The 21,072-nt window shown below is 72.2% G+C and carries 19 protein-coding genes; 14 read left to right on the top strand and 5 right to left on the bottom strand.

Annotated features, from left to right (window positions below; translation table 11 throughout):
• Positions 1–77 precede the first annotated feature (77 nt).
• Positions 78–263, bottom strand: coding sequence for a 50S ribosomal protein L28 (gene rpmB, locus AB0O53_RS31165; protein ID WP_007266795.1), 186 nt, complete (start codon positions 261–263; stop codon positions 78–80).
• A 244-nt stretch (positions 264–507) separates the two neighbouring features.
• Here rpmB and AB0O53_RS31160 point away from each other — a divergent pair, with 244 nt between their 5' ends.
• From AB0O53_RS31160 to mutM, 9 genes are all read left to right on the top strand, one after another.
• Complete coding sequence (locus AB0O53_RS31160) at positions 508–2,181, top strand: DAK2 domain-containing protein (RefSeq protein ID WP_350987744.1); 1,674 nt, start codon at positions 508–510, stop codon at positions 2,179–2,181.
• 26 nt (positions 2,182–2,207) lie between these two features.
• Positions 2,208–4,400: an ATP-dependent DNA helicase RecG gene (gene recG, locus AB0O53_RS31155; protein ID WP_350987743.1), complete on the top strand. Its 2,193-nt coding sequence runs from the start codon at positions 2,208–2,210 to the stop codon at positions 4,398–4,400.
• Between the two features lie 74 nt (positions 4,401–4,474).
• On the top strand, positions 4,475–5,053 hold the full coding sequence (gene rsmD, locus AB0O53_RS31150; RefSeq protein ID WP_350987742.1) for a 16S rRNA (guanine(966)-N(2))-methyltransferase RsmD: 579 nt from the start codon (positions 4,475–4,477) through the stop codon (positions 5,051–5,053).
• A gap of 14 nt (positions 5,054–5,067) precedes the next feature.
• Entirely contained in the window at positions 5,068–5,547 is a 480-nt protein-coding gene (coaD, locus tag AB0O53_RS31145; RefSeq protein ID WP_350988380.1) for a pantetheine-phosphate adenylyltransferase, read from the top strand.
• A gap of 103 nt (positions 5,548–5,650) precedes the next feature.
• On the top strand, positions 5,651–6,739 hold the full coding sequence (locus AB0O53_RS31140) for a DivIVA domain-containing protein (protein ID WP_350987741.1): 1,089 nt from the start codon (positions 5,651–5,653) through the stop codon (positions 6,737–6,739).
• A gap of 78 nt (positions 6,740–6,817) precedes the next feature.
• Positions 6,818–7,516, top strand: a complete 699-nt coding sequence (locus tag AB0O53_RS31135; protein WP_240803948.1) for a YceD family protein — start codon at positions 6,818–6,820, stop codon at positions 7,514–7,516.
• A gap of 2 nt (positions 7,517–7,518) precedes the next feature.
• Complete coding sequence (gene rpmF / locus AB0O53_RS31130) at positions 7,519–7,692, top strand: 50S ribosomal protein L32 (RefSeq protein WP_003965982.1); 174 nt, start codon at positions 7,519–7,521, stop codon at positions 7,690–7,692.
• A gap of 19 nt (positions 7,693–7,711) precedes the next feature.
• Entirely contained in the window at positions 7,712–8,551 is an 840-nt protein-coding gene (gene rnc, locus AB0O53_RS31125) for a ribonuclease III (protein WP_350987740.1), read from the top strand.
• 115 nt (positions 8,552–8,666) lie between these two features.
• A complete protein-coding gene (mutM, locus tag AB0O53_RS31120; RefSeq protein WP_365200083.1) occupies positions 8,667–9,536 on the top strand; it encodes a bifunctional DNA-formamidopyrimidine glycosylase/DNA-(apurinic or apyrimidinic site) lyase in 870 nt (289 codons plus the stop codon).
• Here the strand turns inward: mutM and AB0O53_RS31115 are convergent.
• Positions 9,509–9,919, bottom strand: coding sequence for a winged helix-turn-helix transcriptional regulator (locus tag AB0O53_RS31115; RefSeq protein WP_350987738.1), 411 nt, complete (start codon positions 9,917–9,919; stop codon positions 9,509–9,511). The two genes, mutM and AB0O53_RS31115, sit on opposite strands and share 28 nt — an antisense overlap.
• A gap of 135 nt (positions 9,920–10,054) precedes the next feature.
• On the opposite strand from AB0O53_RS31115, the gene AB0O53_RS31110 reads away from it, so the two are divergent.
• Complete coding sequence (locus tag AB0O53_RS31110) at positions 10,055–10,657, top strand: flavodoxin family protein (RefSeq protein ID WP_494517996.1); 603 nt, start codon at positions 10,055–10,057, stop codon at positions 10,655–10,657.
• Positions 10,658–10,666: 9 nt separating this feature from the next.
• Here the strand turns inward: AB0O53_RS31110 and AB0O53_RS31105 are convergent, their stop codons facing one another.
• Positions 10,667–11,677, bottom strand: coding sequence for a CAP domain-containing protein (locus AB0O53_RS31105; RefSeq protein ID WP_365200076.1), 1,011 nt, complete (start codon positions 11,675–11,677; stop codon positions 10,667–10,669).
• A gap of 137 nt (positions 11,678–11,814) precedes the next feature.
• Between AB0O53_RS31105 and AB0O53_RS31100 the strand changes: the two genes are divergently transcribed.
• The 4 genes from AB0O53_RS31100 to AB0O53_RS31085 all read left to right on the top strand — a co-directional run bounded on the left by AB0O53_RS31100 (position 11,815) and on the right by AB0O53_RS31085 (position 18,447).
• The gene (locus AB0O53_RS31100; RefSeq protein ID WP_350987735.1) at positions 11,815–12,096 is read left to right on the top strand and encodes an acylphosphatase; all 282 of its coding nucleotides are present in this window, start codon (positions 11,815–11,817) and stop codon (positions 12,094–12,096) included.
• Positions 12,097–12,444: 348 nt separating this feature from the next.
• Entirely contained in the window at positions 12,445–12,663 is a 219-nt protein-coding gene (locus AB0O53_RS31095) for a hypothetical protein (RefSeq protein WP_030032603.1), read from the top strand.
• Positions 12,664–12,848: 185 nt separating this feature from the next.
• Positions 12,849–16,829: an AAA family ATPase gene (locus AB0O53_RS31090; protein ID WP_365200073.1), complete on the top strand. Its 3,981-nt coding sequence runs from the start codon at positions 12,849–12,851 to the stop codon at positions 16,827–16,829.
• A gap of 184 nt (positions 16,830–17,013) precedes the next feature.
• Complete coding sequence (locus tag AB0O53_RS31085) at positions 17,014–18,447, top strand: sugar porter family MFS transporter (protein ID WP_350987733.1); 1,434 nt, start codon at positions 17,014–17,016, stop codon at positions 18,445–18,447.
• A gap of 41 nt (positions 18,448–18,488) precedes the next feature.
• On the opposite strand, the gene AB0O53_RS31080 is transcribed toward AB0O53_RS31085, so the two are convergent.
• Positions 18,489–19,475, bottom strand: a complete 987-nt coding sequence (locus tag AB0O53_RS31080) for an LLM class flavin-dependent oxidoreductase (RefSeq protein WP_350987732.1) — start codon at positions 19,473–19,475, stop codon at positions 18,489–18,491.
• A 62-nt stretch (positions 19,476–19,537) separates the two neighbouring features.
• Positions 19,538–21,010, bottom strand: a complete 1,473-nt coding sequence (locus tag AB0O53_RS31075) for a cytosine permease (protein ID WP_350987731.1) — start codon at positions 21,008–21,010, stop codon at positions 19,538–19,540.
• Positions 21,011–21,072: the final 62 nt, after the last annotated feature.

Here is a 21,072-nt window from a genome sequence, read left to right as displayed (position 1 = left end):
GGACAAGGCAAAAGGCCGGTTCACCAGAGGTGAACCGGCCTTCTTGGCAACCGGAAGGGGCTGCGCTACGACGGGCGTCAGCGCGAGACCTTGCCGGCCTTGATGCACGAGGTGCAGGCGTTGAGGCGCTTCGGCGTCCCATTGACCACGGCACGGACGCGCTGGATGTTCGGGTTCCAGCGACGCGAGGTGCGGCGGTGCGAGTGGGAGATGTTGTTGCCGAAGCTCGGCCCCTTGGCGCAAACGTCGCAGTTGGCAGCCACAGGTCACTCCAAAGACTTCAGATGCAATTACAGTGAATCCGGCGCACCGGAATCAGAGGTCTGAAGTGGTTTGCCGGGGAAAAGACCCGACTCTCATCGGGCAACCGGAGCAGCATACAACGACTGCGCCCGTCCAAGAAAACTACCATGACGGCCGGCGGCCCCGTCCCGCGGTCCTGACCCCGGGAGCGCGGTCCTTCGTTACCCTGCGGTGAACCCTGGCCCGCACAAGGAGGAACGCCCGGTGCCGCACGAGCCGCAGCCGCAGTCCGCCGACGAGCTCGACGCCGAGGCCGTGCGCACCTGGAGCTCGCTCGCCCTGGCCGCACTGGGCCGGGCCCGCGAGGACATCGACGCGATCAACGTATACCCGGTCGCCGACGCGGACACCGGCACCAACCTCTACCTCACCGCCGAGTCCGCCGACCGCGCGCTGGCCGAGACCTTCGACAGCGCCGCCCGCGCCGCCGCGGCACCCACCACCCTGCCCGAGGCCGTACGGGCCTGGGCGCACGGCGCGCTCGTCGGCGCCCGCGGCAACTCCGGGACGATCCTCGCGCAGCTGCTGCGCGGGGTGGCCGACGTGCTCGGCGCCGAGCACGCGGACCGGCAGAGCGCCCCCGGCGGCATGCTGGCGCACGCGCTCACCCGGGCCGCCGAGGAGGCGTACGCGGCCGTCGCGCACCCGGTGGAGGGCACCATGCTCACCGTCGCGGGCGCCGCCGCGCGGGCCGGCGAAGCGGCCTCGGCGGCCGCCGGCACCGCGGCCGACGTGGCACGCGCCGCCTACGACGCCGCCCGCGCCGCACTCGCCGAGACCCCCGGGCAGCTCGCCGCGCTGGGCCGGGCCGGAGTCGTCGACGCCGGCGGCTGCGGACTGGTCGCCGTACTCGGCGCCCTCTGGCAGGCGCTGTCGGGGCAGGAACCGCCCGCCGGACCCGTGGCCGGCCGGGCCGCGGCCGCCGCGGCCCCCGCCGCGCAGCCGGACGACCCGTGCGAGCAGCACGAGGACGGGCCCGCCTACGAGGTCATCTACCTGCTGGAAGCCTCGGACGCGGCGGTCGCGGAACTGCGCGCGCAGCTCGACGGCCTCGGCGACTCCCTGGTCGTGGTCGGCGGGGACGGGCTGTGGAACGTCCACGTCCACGTCGACGACCCCGGCGCGGCCGTGGAAGCGGGGGTCGTCGCGGGGCGGCCGTACCGGATACGGATCACGCACTTCGGCGACGAGCGCCGCCGCGGCCGCGGCGAGCGCGCCCAGCGGGCCGTGGTCGCCGTCGTGCCCGGCGAGGGACTGGCCGGACTGTGCGCCGAGGCCGGCGCGACCACCGTGCTCGTGCGCCCCGGCGAGGTCCCGGCCACCGCCGAACTCCTCGACGCCGTCCGCCGCGCCCATGCCCGCGAGGTGGTGCTCCTGCCGGGCGGCACGGAACTGCGCGCGGCGGCGGCCACGGCCGCCGAACAGGCCCGCGCCGAGGGCGTGCGGGTCGCCGTGATCCCCACCCGCTCCGCCGTCCAGGGCCTGGCCGCACTCGCCGTGCACGACCCGGACGGCAGCTTCGACGAGGACGTGGTGGCCATGACCGCGGCCGCCGGCGCCACCCGCTACGGGGAACTGGCCGTCGCCGAACGCCAGTCCTTCACCTCGGCCGGCATCTGCCAGGCCGGCGACGTGCTCGGCCTCATCGACGGCGACGTCGCCGTGATCGGCGCGGGCCTGACCGAGACCGCCGAGGCGGTGCTGGACCGGATGCTCGGCTCCGGCGGCGAACTGGTCACCCTGGTCCTCGGACCCGAGGTGCCGGACGGCGTCGCCGAACGCCTGGAGGCGTACGTCCAGCACGGCCACCTCGCCGTGGACACCGTCACCTACCGGGGCGGCCGGTACTCGGCGCCGCTCCTCATCGGGGTGGAATAGCGGGCTTGTCAGCGCCATGGTGTGCAATGGAACACGTGCCCGCGCTCGACGAAGACCTCAAGAAGACGCTCGGTCCCGCCACCGCCAAGGTGCTGGCCGAGCAGCTCGGCCTGCACACGGCCCTGGACCTGCTCCACCACTACCCGAGGCGGTACGCCGAGCGCGGTGAGCTGACCTCGCTGGCCGAGCTCGCCGACCAGATCGACGAGCACGTGACCGTCGTCGCGCAGGTCGCCGACGCCCGCGTCCTGACCTTCAACGGGGGCCGGGGCAAGCGGCTGGAGGTGACCATCACCGACGGCAGCGGCCGCCTCCAGCTGGTCTTCTTCGGCGCAGGGGTCCACAAGCCGCACAAGGAACTGCTCCCCGGCAGCCGCGCGATGTTCGCCGGCAAGGTGTCCAGGTTCAACCACAAGCTCCAGCTCGCGCACCCCGCGTACGAGCCGCTCGGCGCGGACGCCTCCGACCGGGACGCCGCCACCGCCTTCGCGAACCAGCTGATCCCGATCTACCCGGCCTGCGCGAAGCTGGAGTCCTGGAAGATCGCCAAGTGCGTGGACGCGGTGCTGCCCAGCGCCCAGGAGGCGGTGGACCCGCTGCCGCCCGCCCTGCGCGAGGGCCGCGGACTGGTCCCGCTCACCGAGGCACTGCTGAAGATCCACCGGCCGGCCACCAAGGCCGACATCGAGGACGCCCGCCAACGCCTGAAGTGGGACGAGGCCTTCGTCCTCCAGGTCGCCCTGGCCCGCCGCCGCCACGCCGACGCCCAGCTCCCGGCCGTCCCGCGCCGCGCCGCCCCCGGCGGCCTGCTCGACGCCTTCGACGCCAAGCTCCCCTTCACCCTCACCGAGGGCCAGCAGAAGGTCTCGAAGGAGATCTTCGACGACCTCGCCACCAGCCACCCCATGCACCGCCTCCTCCAGGGCGAGGTCGGAAGCGGAAAGACCATGGTGGCCCTGCGGGCGATGCTGGCCGTCGTGGACTCCGGCGGGCAGGCGGCGATGCTCGCGCCCACCGAGGTGCTCGCCCAGCAGCACCACCGCTCCATCGTCGAGATGATGGGCGAACTGGCCGAGGGCGGCATGCTCGGCGGCTCCGACCAGGGCACCAAGGTCGTGCTGCTCACCGGCTCGATGGGGATGCCGGCACGCCGCCAGGCCCTGCTCGACCTGGTCACCGGCGAGGCCGGGATCGTCATCGGCACGCACGCCCTGATCGAGGACAAGGTGCAGTTCCACGACCTCGGCCTGGTCGTCGTGGACGAACAGCACCGCTTCGGCGTGGAGCAGCGCGACGCGCTCCGCTCCAAGGGCAAGCAGCCCCCGCACCTGCTGGTGATGACCGCCACCCCGATCCCGCGCACCGTCGCCATGACCGTCTTCGGCGACCTGGAGACCTCCGTCCTGGACCAGCTGCCCGCCGGGCGCTCGCCGATCGCCACCCACGTGGTGCCGTCCCAGGACAAGCCGCACTTCCTCGCCCGGGCCTGGGAGCGGGTCCGCGAGGAGGTGGAGAAGGGCCACCAGGCGTACGTGGTCTGCCCGCGCATCGGCGACGGGGAGGACGACCCCAAGAAGAAGCAGGCCGCGGAGGAGGCCGACCGGCGGCCGCCGCTCGCCGTCCTGGAGATCGCCGAACAGCTCGGCCGCGGACCGCTGGCCGGGCTGAGCGTCGAGGTGCTGCACGGCCGGATGGACCCCGCCGACAAGGACGACGTCATGCGCCGGTTCGCGGCCGGCGAGGTGAAGGTGCTGGTCGCCACCACCGTCATCGAGGTCGGCGTGAACGTCCCCAACTCCACCGTCATGGTGATCATGGACGCGGACCGGTTCGGCGTCTCCCAGCTCCACCAGCTGCGCGGCCGCGTCGGCCGCGGCTCCGCCCCCGGGCTGTGCCTGCTGGTCAGCGAGATGCACGAGGCGAGCCCCGCCCGGGCCCGGCTCGCCGCCGTCGCCGCCACCCTCGACGGCTTCGAGCTCTCCCGCATCGACCTGGAGCAGCGGCGCGAGGGCGACGTCCTGGGCCAGGCCCAGTCGGGTGTGCGCTCCTCGCTGCGCATGCTCGCCGTCATCGACGACGAGGAGGTCATCGCCCAGGCCCGGGAGGAAGCCACCCGCGTGGTGGCCGAGGACCCGGCCCTGGAGCGGCTGCCGGGCCTGCGGACCGCGCTGGAGGCCCTGCTCGACACCGAGCGCGAGCAGTACCTGGAGAAGGGCTGAGCGGTACGACCTATCGTTGGAGTGCCGCGGCGGACCGCCGCGCGCCCCCCTACCGCCGTACCGAAGGACCCCAGATGACCCGCGTGATCGCCGGCAGCGCCGGCGGGCGACGGCTGGCCGTGCCCCCCGGCACCGGCACCCGGCCGACCTCGGACCGGATGCGCGAAGGCCTCTTCTCCACCTGGGAGTCGCTCCACGGGGTCGAAGGGGCCCGGGTGCTCGACCTCTACGGCGGCTCCGGCGCCGTCGGCCTGGAAGCCCTCTCCCGGGGCGCGGACCACGCCCTGCTGGTCGAAGCCGACCCCAAGGCCGCCAAGGCGATCCGGGACAACATCAGGACGCTGGGCCTGCCCGGGGCCGAGTTCCGGGCCGGCCGGGCCGAGCAGATCGTGGCGGCCCGCGCCGGCGGGGACCCGTACGACGTCGTCTTCCTGGACCCGCCGTACGCCGTGGACAGCGCGGACCTGCGGGAGATCCTCCTCACACTCCGGTCCAACGGCTGGATCACGGACGACGCGCTCGTCACCGTGGAGCGCAGCACCAGGAGCGGCGCCTTCCCGTGGCCCGAGGGCTTCGAGCCGCTCCGGTCGCGCAAGTACGGCGAGGGCACCCTTTGGTACGGCCGCGCCGCATTCACCAGCGAAGACTCATGAACGAGGGAGTTCAGTTGCGCCGCGCCGTCTGTCCGGGGTCCTTCGATCCCATCCACAACGGACACCTCGACATCATCGGACGCGCCTCCAGGCTGTACGACGTCGTGTACGTCGCCGTGGGGATCAACGAGTCGAAGCAGGGCCTGTTCACCGTCGAGGAGCGGATCGAGCTGATCCGCGAGGCGACGGCGGACTACGGCAACGTCCAGGTGGAGGCCTTCCGCGGACTGCTCGTCGACTTCTGCAAGCAGCGGGACATCCCGGCGATCGTCAAGGGCCTGCGCGCGGTCAGCGACTTCGACTACGAGCTCCAGATGGCCCAGATGAACCTGGGCCTGTCGGGCGTCGAGACGCTGTTCGTCCCGACGGTCCCCTCCTACAGCTTCCTGTCCTCCTCGCTGGTCAAGGAAGTCGCGGCATGGGGCGGCGACGTCGCCCACCTGCTGCCCGCGCACGTGCACGCGGCGCTCCTGGAGCGGCTGCGCGAGCGCTGAGCATCTGACGGGCCGTCAGTCGGTGTCGGGGGCCCGCCCGGTGGCCTTACAGTCGACCCGTCCGTCTCAGGAACCGCCTGAGGCCGAGAGAGTGCGAGCCCCCATGGACGTGCAGAAGAAGCTCGACGAGATCGTCGCGGCCGTCGGCGGCGCCCGGTCCATGCCGATGTCGGCCTCCTGCGTGATCAACCGCGCCGAGCTGCTCGCCCAGCTGGAAGAGGTCCGCCAGGCCCTCCCCGGCTCGCTCGCCCAGGCCCAGGAGCTCATCGGCGGCCGGGAGCAGATGGTCGAGGACGCCCGCCGGGAGGCGGAGCGGATCATCGACGCGGCCCACGACCAGCGCGGTTCGCTGATCGCCGACACCGAGATCGCGCGGCGCTCCCAGGCCGAGGCGGACCGGATCCTGGAGGACGCCCGCCGGGAGGCCGAGGAGATCCGGGCCGAGGCCGACGACTACGTCGACAGCAAGCTCGCGAACTTCGAGGTCGTGCTGACCAAGACGATCGGCTCGGTGGACCGGGGCCGGGAGAAGCTGCTGGGCCGCGGCCCGGGCCTGGACGAGGACGGCTACCCGGACGCGGACGCGCCCGAGCGCAGCCACGACCCCGAGACGCAGCGGCAGCAGGCGGACGCGTACGTGGACACCAAGCTCGCGACCTTCGAGGCGGTGCTCTCCAAGACCCTGGAGGCCGTGGGCCGCGGCCGCCAGAAGCTGCTCGGCCGGGTCCCGACCGACGACCTGGGCGTGCACATGGCCGCCCAGGACGCGGCGGCCGGCCAGCCCTCCCGCTCCGCGAGCGACTCGGACTTCCTGGCCGGCCTGGCGGAACCGGAGCCGGGGCCCGTGCAGGCGCACATCCCGGCCCAGCCGGAGCCCGTGTACGACGCGTACGGCTATCAGCAGCCCGCCGCCCAGCAGCAGGACCCGTACGCCTACCAGGACCCGTACGGGGGCTACCAGCAGCAGCCGGACCCGTACTCCGGTGCGAGCACCGGCTCCACTGGAGCGGCTTACGCCGCGCACTACGATGCGCAGCAGTCCGACCCGTACGCCGCCTACCAGCAGCCGCAGCAGTCGCAGCAGCCCCAGCACCCGCAGCAGGCCCAGCAGCCCTCGCTCGACGAGACCAGTTTCTTCGACACGAGCATGATCAACCTGGACCAACTGCGCCAGTACGAACAGGGCCGCTGACACCGGATTGGGCGCACGGCCCCGCTGCGGGTATCCTGGCTCTTCGGTCGCGCGTATGCGTCGCGATCCATGCTGCCCGTGAGCGGCGGAATCTTTGATCTTCAGCGATCCGTGAAAGCAGGAACAGCCCTGAACACCCGCCTCGACCACCGCAACCCCCTCGTGTTCGACACGCACGAGCTGGGTCGGCGTCCTGGTGCCATGCAGCGGTTGTCCCGTGAGATCGACGCACCGGCGGACCTCGGTCTGGCCGACGTGATCGGAGTGCCGGAAGGCGCCCCGGTGAAGCTCAACCTCCGCCTCGAGTCGGTCATGGAAGGGGTGCTTGTCACAGGCACCGTCCGTGCATCGGCGACGGGGGAGTGCGTAAGGTGTCTGGAGACCGTCGAGCGCGAGCTCAAGGCGGACTTCCAGGAGATGTTCTCGTACCCTGACGCCGACGACCGGGGCCGCGCCAAGGCGGAGCCGGCCGACGACGCCGAGGACGACGAGGACACGCTCTTCCTCGAGGACGGATTGTTCGACCTCGAACCCGTGCTGCGGGATGCGGTGGTGCTCGCACTGCCGATGCAGCCGGTGTGCCGGGAGGACTGTCTCGGACTGTGCCCCGAATGCGGAGCCGGTCTGAACGACGACCCGGACCACCACCACGACGCCGTCGACATCCGTTGGGCGGCATTGCAGGGACTCGTCACCGATCAGGGCGATGAGAAGGACAACATGAGCGGCACTGCGTCTGACGGAGTTCAGAGCGCCGCCGAGAAGCAGGAGAAGTAGCCGTGGCTGTTCCGAAGCGGAAGATGTCGCGCAGCAACACGCGCCACCGCCGGTCGCAGTGGAAGGCTGCGGTCCCCACCCTGGTTTCGTGTGAGCGTTGCCAGGAGCCGAAGCTCCAGCACATCGCGTGCCCGAGCTGCGGCACCTACAACAAGCGCCAGGTCCTCGAGGTCTGAGCGGCTGGTGAGAGGCGCAATGTCTGAGCTGTCCAACGCTGAGAAGCAGGCAGACAGTAACAACGCGGCCTCGTCCCACACGCTTCTGGAAGGGCGGCTCGGGTACCGACTCGAGACCGCCCTTCTGGTGCGTGCACTGACCCACCGCTCGTACGCGTACGAGAACGGCGGTCTGCCCACCAACGAACGCCTGGAGTTCCTCGGGGACTCCGTGCTGGGCCTGGTGGTCACGGACACGCTGTACACGACCCACCCGGACCTCCCCGAAGGCCAGCTGGCCAAGCTTCGGGCCGCGGTGGTCAACTCGCGCGCACTGGCGGAGGTCGGGCGCGGCCTCGACCTCGGCTCCTTCATCCGGCTCGGCCGGGGCGAAGAGGGCACGGGCGGCCGGGACAAGGCCTCCATCCTCGCCGACACGCTGGAAGCGGTCATCGGCGCGGTCTACCTCGACCAGGGCCTCGACGCGGCCTCGGAGCTGGTCCACCGGCTCTTCGACCCGCTCATCGAGAAGTCCTCGAACCTCGGGGCCGGCCTGGACTGGAAGACCAGTCTCCAGGAGCTCACGGCGGCCGAAGGTCTTGGCGTACCGGAATACCTGGTCACCGAGACCGGTCCGGACCACGAGAAGACCTTCACTGCTGCCGCCCGCGTCGGTGGTGTCTCGTACGGCACCGGCACCGGCCGCAGCAAGAAGGAAGCGGAACAGCAGGCCGCCGAGTCGGCGTGGCGCGGGATCCGCGCCGCGGCGGACGAGCGGATCGCGGCGGCGGCTGCCGCCGCTCCGGCAGAGGTCCCGGCTTCGGCCGAGGCCGTGGACGGCGGGGTGCCGACGCCCGCCGATCCTGCGCCGGACGCCTGACCTTCCTTCGGGCATTCCTTCGCCCGCCCCTGCACAGCAGGGGCGGGCGTTGCCGTTTCCGGGCGGCCGGTACGCTCGCGGCAGCGCCCAGATCCGCACCCACCGGAGGTTCCCCGTGCCCGAGCTGCCCGAAGTCGAAGTCGTGCGGCGGGGGCTGGAGCGCTGGGTCGCCGGGCGGACCGTCGAGGCCGTCGAGGTCCTGCACCCGCGTGCGGTGCGGCGCCACCCGGGCGGCGGGGCCGACTTCGCGGCGCGGCTTCGGGGGGAGACCCTCGGGGTGCCGCAGCGGCGCGGGAAGTACCTGTGGCTGCCGCTGGCGGGGCGGGACCTGTCGGTGCTCGGGCACCTGGGCATGAGCGGGCAGCTGCTCGTGCAGCCCGAGGGCGCCGCGGACGAGAAGCACCTGCGGATCCGGGTGCGCTTCGAGGACGACGCCGGGACGGAGCTGCGCTTCGTGGACCAGCGGACCTTCGGCGGGCTCTCGCTGCACGAGACCGTCGCCGACAGCGCCGAGGGCCTGCCCGACGTCATCGCGCACATCGCGCGCGACCCCCTGGACCCGCTGTTCGACGAGGCGGCCTACCACCTCGCGCTGCGCGCCAAGCGGACCACGGTCAAGCGGGCGCTGCTGGACCAGTCGCTGATCAGCGGGGTCGGCAACATCTACGCGGACGAGGCGCTGTGGCGCTCGAAGCTGCACTACGAACGCCCGACGGCCAACCTCACGCGCCCCCGCAGCGCGGAACTCCTCGGCCATGTCCGGGACGTCATGAACGCGGCCCTCGCCGTGGGCGGCACGAGCTTCGACAGCCTGTACGTCAACGTGAACGGGGAGTCGGGGTACTTCGACCGTTCGCTCGACGCCTACGGGCGCGAGGACGAGCCCTGCCGGCGCTGCGGCACCCCGATGCGGCGGCGGCCCTGGATGAACAGGTCGAGCTACTTCTGCCCGCGCTGTCAGCGGCCGCCGCGGGTCGCGTCGTAGGAGTCCCGGGCGGACAGCACCGCCGGCATGCTCCCCTCCAGGTGGTGGATCAGCGCGAGGAGCCGGTCCGCCACCTCGATGCCGAGGGGGGTCAGTTCGTAGTCCACGCGCGGCGGGTTGGTCGGCTGCGCCTCGCGGTGGACGATCCCGTCGCGCTCCAGCGCGTGCAGGGTCTGCGAGAGCATCTTCTCGCTCACGCCGTCCACCCGGCGGCGCAGCTCGTTGAAGCGGACCGGGCCCTCGCGCAGGGCGCCCACGGTGAGGCTTCCCCAGCGACCGGTGACGTGTTCCAGCGTCTCGCGGGACGGGCAGGAGCGGGCGAACACGTCGAACGGCAGGTCGCCGTGCGCGGCGTCGGCTTCGGTACAGGCAGGGGTCTCCATAGAACAAGCGTACCCGCAGGCAGCGCTAACCCGGAGCTTGCGCTTTCTAAAAGTTAGTGGTTCTCTTCTTCTCGTCGCGGCACGCCCCGTGCTGCGGCGAGAGTCTTTCCGAGGGAGAAACCCGCCGTGTCCGGTATCACGCACACCCCCGTCGTCTCGATCGCCTACCACTCGGGCTACGGCCACACCGCCGTCGTCGCCGAGGCGGTCCGCAGCGGAGCCCTCGACGCCGGGGCGACCGTCCACCTGATCAAGGTCGACGAGATCGACGACGCGCATTGGGAGCTGCTCGACGCCTCCGACGCGATCGTCTTCGGCTCCCCGACGTACATGGGCACCGCCTCGGGCGCCTTCCACGTCTTCGCAGAGGCGTCCTCGAAGCGGTGGTTCGGCGACGCCTGGCAGGACAAGGTGGCCGCGGGCTTCACGAATTCGGCCTCGAAGAGCGGCGACAAGCTGCACACGCTGCAGTTCTTCCAGGTGCTGGCGGCGCAGCACGGCATGAACTGGGTGAACCTGGGTCTGAAGCCGGGCTGGAACTCCAGCACCGCCTCCGAGAACGACCTCAACCGCCTGGGCTTCTTCTCCGGCGCGGCCGCCCAGTCCAACTCCGACGAGGGTGCGGACGCGGTCCACAAGGCCGACATCGCCACGGCCGAGCACCTGGGCCGCCGCGTGGCCGAGCACACCCGCATCGTCGTCGCGGGCCGCGCGACCCTGGCGGCCGCGTCCGCCTGACGCCGGCTGTCAGAAGCCGAAGTCCTGCGTCCACCAGGGGCCGCCGGCGGCGAAGTGGGCGCCGACACCGAGGGTGCGGAACTCGCAGTTGAGGATGTTCGCCTTGTGGTCGGGGCTGTTCATCCAGGCCCGCATCACGGACTGCGCGTCACCCTGGCCGCGGGCGATGTTCTCGGCGCCGAGGCCCGAGAGGCCGGCCTTCGCGGCACGGTCCCAGGGGGTGTTGCCCTCGGGGTCGTCGTGGCCGAAGAAGCCGCGGGCGGCCATGTCCTTGCTGAAGGCGCCGGCCAGCGCCGCCAGCGGAGGGTTGGCGCGGACCGGACCGCAGCCGGCCTGGGCGCGCTCCTGGTTCACCAGGGTGACCACGGCCGCCTCCTCCGCCGAATGGGTGTCGAGGCTCGGCCGGGTCGCGGTGGCGGTCGGGGCGGGAGCCGATGCGGAAGGCGCCGGGGCCTCGGTCTTCTCGGGAGTCTCGGTCTTCTTCGGGGCTTCGGTCCTCTTCGGAGCCTCGGAGGAGGGGACCGGTGCGGCCGGGACGGGTGCGGCCGGGGTCCGGCGCGCGGTGCTCGGCGGAGCGGAGGGCGCCGCGGTGCCGGGGGACGGCTTCTGCGGTGCGGACGTGGGCGCGGACGCGGACGGGGTCGGCGAAGCCGACGCCGAGGGGGAGCCCGACGGGGAGGGCGAGGCCGATGCGGCGGGCGGGGCCGGCCGGGTCGCGGGGGGAGTCGGTGCGCCGCTCGTCGCCGAGCCGCGACCGGACAGGCTCGCGAGGCCGCCCTGCCGCTCGATCCCGGAGTCGGAGGCGGAGTCGGGCGCGGACTTGGCGGCCCCCGCCTTCGCGGTGGTGTCCGTACCGCTGACCCCCACGTACGGGAACGAGGCGCCGACCGGCACCATGCCGGTCGTGACGGCGGCGGCGCCCAGGGCGACGGCCACCGAGACCCCCAGCAGGCCGGTGCGCAGGGCGGTACCGCGCTTGCCGCCGCGGCGCGGCGCGGCGTGGAGTCCGTGGCGTCCCATCGGTGTCGTGCCTTCCTGAATGGATCAAGATCGTCCCTTACTCACCCAAATGGGTGAGTTCATTGGTGCGCGACTGTACGGCATGGGGCCCTGGGGGCGATGTGACCGGAAAGTTCGCACCCCGATAGCGTTCGCGCATGAATGAAGAGGTCCGTCTGACCGCCTGGGTGCGCGGCCGTGTGCAGGGAGTGGGCTTCCGCTGGTTCACCAGGGAGAACGCCCTGGAGATCGGCGGGATGGTCGGCTTCGCGCTCAACCTCGACGACGGGCGGGTGCAGGTGGTCGCCGAAGGTCAACGTGAGAATTGCCACCGGCTGCTGGACTGGTTGCGGTCCTCCGACACGCCCGGCCGGGTGGACGGGGTGACAGAGATCTGGGGCACACCGCGCGGTGGCTACGACGGTTTCGGGATGCGGTGAGCGATCGACTGATCATGCACTCATCACATCTCTGATCGCCCGGACCCGGTCGGAACTGGGCATTCGTCGTCGACGCGTTGCCGCCGGGGTCGATCCGTGGAAGGCTCGGAGATGAGGATGATCTCCACGCCCCATGCGGGGGCCGGGATGCCCGCCGATACGGGGCGTGATCGTGTTGACCGTCAAACTTTTTGGTGAGACGCTGGAAGCCCCGCGCACCTGAGCTGTTTGGCAGTGTTGGCAGTAGTAAGCGCAGTGACTGACAGTCGCTGCCGGACATCCGCGGGTGCGATTCCCTCACGACCCACACCGCTTCGGTCGGTCACTCAGTGTGGAGGACCATCCATCATGGCAAAGGCGCTTCTCGGTTACGTCGGCGGTTCCGACCCGCGACTCCTCGCCGAGATGCGACGGCTTCAGCAGCGCGTCCAGGACCTCGAGTCCGAGCTCGTACGGATTCAGTCCGAAAATGACGCGCTGAACGCGGCCGCCGCTCAGCACGACGGAGACTCGCTGCTGGACAGCATCGACATCGACGTACCCCAGGCGGAGCCTGCGCTCACCTGATCCGCGCTCACTCGTCGCTCGAATCCAGCCCCGCATGATCTGCAAGGGACGCTCCGGCGTCCCTTCTTTCTTTGGACTCCTCATCCGGGACCACAGGGCCAGGCGGGGGGCCTGATGCCTTTGACGTCAGTCGTGCCCTGCACCTTCATGGGTGAAACCGAACGTGAAAGGTAGAGTCCGGCGGCGTGCACCTCAAGTCCCTGACCCTGCGTGGCTTCAAGTCCTTCGCCTCCGCCACCACCCTGCGCTTCGAACCCGGCATCACCTGCGTCGTCGGTCCGAACGGCTCGGGCAAGTCCAACGTCGTCGACGCGCTCTCCTGGGTCATGGGCGAACAAGGGGCCAAGTCCCTGCGCGGCGGGAAGATGGAGGACGTCATCTTCGCCGGGACCACCGGCCGTCCGCCGCTCGGGCGCGCCGAGGTCTCCCTGACGATCGACAACTCCGACGGCGCGCTGCCCATCGACTACGCCGAAGTCACCATCACCCGGATCATGTTCCGCGGCGGCAGCAGCGAGTACCAGATCAACGGTGACACCTGCCGGCTGCTCGACATCCAGGAGCTGCTCTCCGACTCCGGCATCGGCCGCGAGATGCACGTCATCGTCGGTCAGGGCCAGCTGGACTCCGTCCTGCACGCCGACCCCATGGGCCGCCGCGCCTTCATCGAGGAGGCGGCCGGCGTACTGAAGCACCGCAAGCGCAAGGAGAAGGCGCTGCGGAAGCTCGACGCGATGCAGGCCAACCTCGCCCGCGTGCAGGACCTCGGGGACGAGCTGCGCCGACAGCTCAAGCCCCTGGGGCGCCAGGCGGCCGTCGCCCGGCGGGCCGCCGTGATCCAGGCGGACCTGCGCGACGCGCGGCTGCGCCTGCTCGCAGACGACCTGGTCGCCCTGCGGCGCGCGCTCGACGCGGAGATCGCGGACGAGGCCGCGCTCAAGGAGCGCAAGGAGGCCGCCGAGGCCCGGCTCGCGCAGGCGCTGCGGCGCGAGGCGGAGCTGGAGGAGGCGGTGCGGGAGCTCACGCCGCGGCTCCAGCGGGCGCAGCAGACCTGGTACGAGCTGTCGCAGCTCGCCGAACGGGTACGGGGCACCGCGTCCCTGGCGGATGCACGGGTCAAGAGCGCCACGGCCCCCGTCGAGGAGGAGCGCAGGGGCCGCGACCCCGAGGACATGGAGCGGGAGGCCGAGCGGATCCGCGAGCAGGAGGCGGAGCTGACGGCCGCGCTGGAGGCGGCCTCGCGGGCCCTGGAGGACACCACCGGGCACCGCGCGGAGCTGGAGCGGGAACTCGCCGAGGAGGAACGCCGGCTGCGGGACGCCGCCCGGGCCATCGCCGACCGGCGCGAGGGGCTGGCCCGGCTGACCGGGCGGCTCGGCGCGGCCCGCTCCCGGGCCGGGGCCGCCCAGGCCGAGATCGACCGGCTCTCCCTGGCGCGGGACGAGGCCCGCAGCCGGGCCGAGGCCGCACAGGCGGAGTACGAGGCGCTGGCGGAGGAGGTCGGCGGGCTCGACGACCCGTCGGCGGAGACGGACCACGAGGCCGCGCGGGCGGAGCTGAAGGAGGCGGAGGCCGCGCTCGGCGCCGCGCGGGAGGCGCTGGCGGCGGCGGAGCGCTCGCGGGCGGCGGTGTCGGCCCGCCGGGACGCACTGGCGCTGGGGCTGCGCCGCAAGGACGGTACGGGGGCGCTGCTCGCGGCCCGGGAGCGGCTGGCCGGCGTGCTCGGTCCGGCGGCGGAGCGGCTGTCGGTGACTCCGGGGTACGAAGCGGCCGTGGCCGCCGCGCTCGGCTCGGCGGCGGACGCCCTGGCGGTGGCCTCCCCGTCGGCGGCGGCCGGGGCGATCCGCCACCTGCGCGAAGCGGACGCGGGCCGCGCCACGCTCCTGATCACCCCTGTGCCTGCGCCTGCCCTCCCGGGCGGGGGTGCGGGTACGGGCGCTTCGGCCGTCCTGCCCGGCCAGGGATCCGGACCAGGGGCCGCTCCGGCCCGGCCGGACACCGCCGTTGAGGGCCGTGCCGCGGGCGGTCCGGCCGTCCTGCCGGGGCAGGGCGGGGCGCCCGGGCCTGCGGTCGCAGCCGCCGACGCCCTTTCCGGTGCGGACGGTTCGGCGCCCGCGCCGGGCCGGTTCGCAGGGGATGGGTCCGCCCCGGACGCGGGTACGCCGGTCGCGCTGCCGGGGCAGGGGGGCGGGACCGAGGCCGTTCCCGTGCCCGCGCCGGACGGCGGACGGGCGGCACCGGGCCGGGTCGCCGGCCCCGAGACCGCTTCGGCGGCCGCCGTCGGCGGTGGCGAGCCGGTGTCCGCAGCGGCCGGGGGAGACGGGCCCCACCCGGCCCCGGCCCTGGCGCCGGGCGCAGCCGTCCGGCCCGTACCCGCCGTGGCGCTGCTGTCCGGGGACGAGGAGGTGCGGCGGGCACTCGCGTGGGTGCTGCGCGACCACGTCGTCGTCGGCACGCTCGACGAGGCCGAGGCGTTCGTCGCGCGGCACCCCGACGCCGTGGCCGTGACCGTGGAGGGCGATGTCCTCGGTGCGCACCTCGCCCAGGGCGGGTCCGCCGGGGCGCCGAGCCTGATCGAGGTGCAGGCAGCCGTCGACGAGGCCGCGGCGGAGCTGACCCGGTTGGGCGTGCGCTGCGGGGAACTCGCCGCCGCGCAGGCCGCCGCGCAGTCCCGGCGGCAGGACGCGGCCACCCTGGTCGAGGAGCTCGCCGAGCGGCGGCGCGCCGCGGAGCAGGCCCGGGCCGGGGTCGCCCAGCAGCTCGGACGGCTCGCCGGGCAGGCGAAGGGCGCGGCCGGCGAGGCCGAGCGCGGCGCCGCGGCCGCGGCCAAGGCGCAGGACGCCCTGGAGCAGGCGCTGGCCGAGGTCGAGGAGTGCGCGGAGCGGCTCGCCGTCGCCGAGGAGATGCCGGTGGAGGAGGAGCCGGACAGCTCCCGAAGGGACCGGCTCGCCGCCGACGGGGCCAACGCCCGACAGACCGAGATGGAGGCCCGGCTGCAGCTGCGCACCCACGAGGAGCGGGTCAAGGGGCTGGCCGGACGGGCCGACTCCCTCGACCGGGCGGCCCGGGCGGAACGTGAGGCGCGGACCCGTGCCGAACGCCGCCGCGCCCGCCGGCGCCACGAGGCGGACGTGGCCCGCGCGGTGGCCGACGGGGCCCGCCAGCTCCTCGCCCACGTGGAGGTCTCCCTCCGCAGGGCGGAGGAGGAACGCTCCCTGGCCGAGCGGGCCAAGGGACTGCGCGAGCGCGAGCTCACCGACGCCCGCAACTGCGGCCGCGACCTGAAGGGCGAGCTCGACAAGCTCACCGACTCCGTCCACCGGGGCGAGGTGCTCGGCGCCGAGCAGCGGCTGCGCATCGAGGCCCTGGAGGCCAAGGCACTGGAGGAGCTCGGGATGGAGCCGCGCGCGCTCGTCGCCGAGTACGGCCCGGACCAGCCGGTGCCCCCCTCCCCGCCGGCCGACGGCGAGGAGCTCCCGCAGGACCCCGAGCACCCCCGCAACCGGCCGGGCCCCTTCGTCCGGGCGCAGCAGGAGAAGCGGTTCAAGGCGGCCGAACGGGCGTACCAGCAGCTCGGCAAGGTCAACCCGCTGGCCCTGGAGGAGTTCGCGGCGCTGGAAGAGCGCCACAAGTTCCTCAGCGAGCAGCTGGAGGACCTCCGTAAGACCCGGGCCGATCTCCTTCAAGTGGTGAAGGAGGTCGACGAGCGCGTCGAGCAGGTGTTCACCGAGGCCTACCGCGACACCGCCCGAGAATTCGAGGGGGTGTTCTCGCGCTTGTTCCCGGGCGGCGAGGGCAGGTTGGTGCTGACCGACCCGGACAACATGCTGACCACCGGGGTGGACGTGGAGGCCCGCCCACCGGGCAAGAAGGTCAAGCGCCTGTCGCTGCTCTCCGGCGGCGAGCGCTCGCTGACGGCCGTGGCAATGCTGGTGTCGATCTTCAAGGCGCGCCCCAGTCCGTTCTACGTGATGGACGAGGTCGAGGCCGCGCTCGACGACACCAACCTGCAGCGGCTGATCCGGATCATGGAGGAACTCCAGGAGAGCTCACAGCTGATCGTGATCACGCACCAGAAGCGGACGATGGAGGTCGCCGACGCGCTCTACGGCGTCTCCATGCAGGGCGACGGGGTCTCCAAGGTCATCAGCCAGAGGCTGCGCTGACGCGCTTTTAGTTCAAGAAGTGAATTCATCGGGACCGCTCTGCGCCTCACGAGAAGTTCATCCCGGGTATTGACTTCAGAAACTGAACGCATAGGCTCGCTCCGCTGTCCCCCGCCTTCGGGTGGTGCCCGATCTTGAACTGTGCGCCACTGTAAGGACGGACGAAACCCCCACGGAGCACACCTTGACCAGCAGCACTGCGCAGACCCCGGCGTCCGGCGGCGGATCCTCGCCCCAGCCCGACCACCTCGGCCACGTCATCTTCATCACCGCGGCCGCTGCCATGGGCGGCTTCCTCTTCGGGTACGACAGCTCCGTCATCAACGGCGCCGTCGTCGCGATCCGCGAACGCTTCGACGTCGGCTCGGAGGCACTCGCCCAGGTGATCGCCGCCGCGCTGATCGGCTGCGCCATCGGCGCCGCCACCGCGGGGCGCCTCGCCGACCGGATCGGCCGAATCCGCTGCATGCAGATCGCGGCCGTCCTCTTCACCGCCAGCGCCATCGGCTCGGCCCTGCCGTTCGCCCTCTGGGACCTCGCCATGTGGCGCGTGATCGGCGGCTTCGGCATCGGCATGGCCTCGGTCATCGGCCCCGCCTACATCGCCGAGGTCTCCCCGCCCGCCTACCGCGGCCGGCTCGCCTCCTTCCAGCAGGCCGCCATCGTCATCGGCATCGCCGTCTCCCAGCTCGTCAACTGGGGCATCCTCAACCTCGCCGACGGCGACCAGCGCGGCGAGCTCGGCGGCCTGGAGGCCTGGCAGTGGATGCTGGGCGTCATGGTCGTCCCGGCCGTGCTCTACGGCCTGCTGTCCTTCGTCATCCCCGAGTCCCCGCGCTTCCTGGTCTCCGTCGGCCGCACCGACGACGCCAAGAAGGTGCTGGCCGAGGTCGAGGGCTCCAAGGTCGACCTCGACGGGCGGGTCCGCGAGATCCAGCACGCGATGCACTCCGAGACCAAGTCCACCTTCAAGGACCTGCTCGGCGGCCGCTTCGGCTTCCTGCCCATCGTCTGGATCGGCATCGGCCTCTCCGTCTTCCAGCAGCTCGTCGGCATCAACGTGATCTTCTACTACAGCTCCTCGCTGTGGCAGTCCGTCGGCATCGACCCGAGCAGCTCGTTCCTCTACTCCTTCACCACGTCGATCATCAACATCATCGGCACCGTGATCGCGATGATCTTCGTCGACCGGATCGGCCGCAAGCCGCTCGCCCTCATCGGCTCGGCGGGCATGGCCGTCTCCCTCGGCCTGTGCGCCTGGGCCTTCTCCTTCACGACCGGCACCGGCGACGACATCACCATGCCCGACGCCCAGGCCACGGTGGCCCTGGTCGCCGCGCACTCCTTCGTGCTCTTCTTCGCCCTCTCCTGGGGCGTGGTGGTCTGGGTGCTGCTCGGCGAGATGTTCCCGAACCGCATCCGTGCCGCGGCCCTCGGCGTCGCCGCCTCGGCCCAGTGGATCGCCAACTGGGTCATCACCGTCTCGTTCCCGTCCCTCGCGGACTGGAGCCTGTCCGGTGCGTACGTGATCTACACCGTCTTCGCACTGCTCTCGATCCCGTTCGTCCTCAAGTGGGTGCCGGAGACCAAGGGCAAGGCGCTGGAGGAGATGGGGTAACCACCCCCGCCACCACCCCTTCTCCTCGGTACTGCCCCGGCTCAGCCCTTGAGCCGGGGCAGTACCTGTTCGCACAGCAGGTGCAGGCTGCGCCAGCCCTCGTCCAGCGGCATCCCGCCGCACAGCGGGTGCAGCACCAGATTCCCCGCCTCGCCCGCGCCCCGCCCGTACGCCACCGCCTCGTCCGGGGTCAGGACCCGGTAGACGCCCTCCGCGCGCAGCTCCGCCACCGAGCGCGCGGACGACCGTACGGCGCTGCGGATGTCCTTGGACTGCCAGGACGCGTACATGCCCGCCTCGTGCAGGAAGTGCTCTCCGTACTCGGCCCACACCCGGTCCGGGTCCTCGGCGATGTGCAGCAGCGGGGTCTCGGCCGCCGGCATCATGCAGAAGCCCTCCGTGCCGTACTCCGCCAGCCGCGCCGTGTAGTACGCCTCCAGCTCCGGCAGGTGCGCGCTGGGGAAGAAGGGCAGCCCCAGCCGGGCGGCGCGCCGCGCGGCCGCCTGTGAGCTGCCTCCCACCAGCAGCAGCGGGTGCGGCCGGGTGAAGGGCGTCGGGGTGACCCGTACCGTGCGGCCACGGAACTCGAACGGCTCACCGGTCCACGCCTTCAGCAGGGTCTCCAGCAGCTCGTCCTGGAGCCGGCCGCGCCGGCCCCACTCCACGCCGTGCTGCTCGTACTCCTCGGGCCGGTAGCCGATGCCCGCGACGGTGACCAGGCGGCCGCCGCTCAGCAGGTCGAGGACGGCGATGTCCTCGGCGACCTTCAGCGGGTCGTACAGCGGGCCGATGATCGCCGAGACCGTGACCGCGATCCGCCGGGTCGCGCCGAAGACCGCGCCCGCGAAGGCGAAGGGGGAGGGCAGCCAGTTGTTGTCCGTGCCGTGGTGCTCCTCGGTCTGGACGGTGTCGATCCCGCGGTCGTCCGCGTAGCGGGCCATCTCCAGCGCCGCCTTGTAGCGGGCGGAGAGGGACTCGGGGGTGCCGTTCGGGTCGACGAGATTGAACCGGGCCACGGTGATGGGCATGGAGAAGTCCCCCTTCGCCGGATGGGGTGGGCTGGCGAAGGGGGACGTTAGCTGACGTGGCGTCAGTTGGACAGGGATCCGGCGCGCTCCGGCTCCGGCTCGGCCTCCCGCTCCGGCGCGGGAGCCGGACCGGCGGGCGCCGTGCGGGGCAGTACGGCGTACAGCACGCCGGAGGTCACGATGCCGGCCACCCAGCCGAGGCCGTTCTGCCCGATCCAGGTGGTGGCCAGCGGGCCGCTGAACCAGTCCACCTTGGTGAACAGCAGACCCACCGCGAGGGCGATCGCCCAGGCCGCCATGGCCTGCCAGGCGAAGCCGCCCTTGTACCAGTAGGCGCTGGTCCGCGTGGTGTCCAGCAGCGCGGGCCCGTCGTAGTCCGTACGGCGCAGCATGTCCACGCCGAAGACGCCGATCCACGCCGAGAAGGCCACGGCCAGCAGCGTCAGGAAGGAGATGAACGAGCCGAAGAAGCTGGTCGCGACGACCATCAGCAGGAAGCCGAAGACCAGGCTGATGACCGCGTTGACGCTGACCGCCCAGGCGCGCGGGACCTTGATGCCGAGGGTCTGCGCGGTGAAGCCGGCCGAGTACATGGACATCGAGTTGATCAGCAGCATGCCGACGAGTGCGATCAGCAGGTACGGGACGGCGATCCAGGTGGGCAGCAGCTCGCCGATGAAGGACACCGGGTCCTGGGCGGTGGCCAGGTCCGGGGTGCCGACGGCCATGACCGCGCCCATCAGGACCATCGGGAGCACGACGATGCCGGCGCCGCCGATCGTCGCGCCGACCATGCCCCTGGAGGAGGCGGTGCGCGGCAGGTAGCGGGTGAAGTCCGGGCCCGAGGGCACCCAGCTGATGCCGCCGGCCGCGATGGTGCCGATGCCCGCGACCATCATCGCGGTGGAGCCGGCCGGCTTGCCGAAGACGGCCGACCAGTCCGTGGTGAAGAGCAGGTAGCCGAGGACGAGCACGCTGAAGGCGCCGAAGAGGTACGTCGACCACGTCGAGCACACCCGCAGGGCGCTGATGCCGAGGCCCGAGACCACGAAGGTGCAGCCCACGAAGAACAGCAGGGTGACCACGATGAGGGTGGTGTTGCTCTTGATCCCGAAGAGCAGGTCGAGCACGGTCAGCACGGCGTAGGCGCCGCTGACCGCGTTGATGGTCTCCCAGCCCCAGCGGGCCACCCAGATCAGGGCGCCGGGGAAGAGGTTGCCGCGCTGCCCGAAGACGGCCCGCGACAGGGCCATGCCGGGAGCCCCGCCGCGCTTGCCCGCGATCGAGATCAGGCCGACGATCCCGTACGACACCACCGGCGCGGCCACGGCGACGACGAGCACCTGCCAGATGTTCAGCTTGTTGAAGATGACCAGGCCCGCGCCCATGGTCAGCAGCAGCACGCTGATGTTGGCGGCGACCCAGGTGGGGACCAGCTCGCGGACCCGCCCGCCGCGCTCGGCGTCCGGGACCGGCTCCAGGCCGCGGGTCTCTATCGCGGTTTCGGTTCCGCCGTCGGCGGGCTCGGCAGGCATGCGGATGCTCCCTGGGAGGTGTGAGGGGAAGTCGCCCATCATCAGGGATTTGCCGCTAAAAC

Origin of the sequence: Streptomyces erythrochromogenes (genome assembly GCF_040684695.1) — a bacterium.
GTDB classification, from domain to species: Bacteria; Actinomycetota; Actinomycetes; order Streptomycetales; family Streptomycetaceae; genus Streptomyces; species Streptomyces erythrochromogenes_C.
This window is presented reverse-complemented; position numbering and strand designations above follow the sequence as displayed.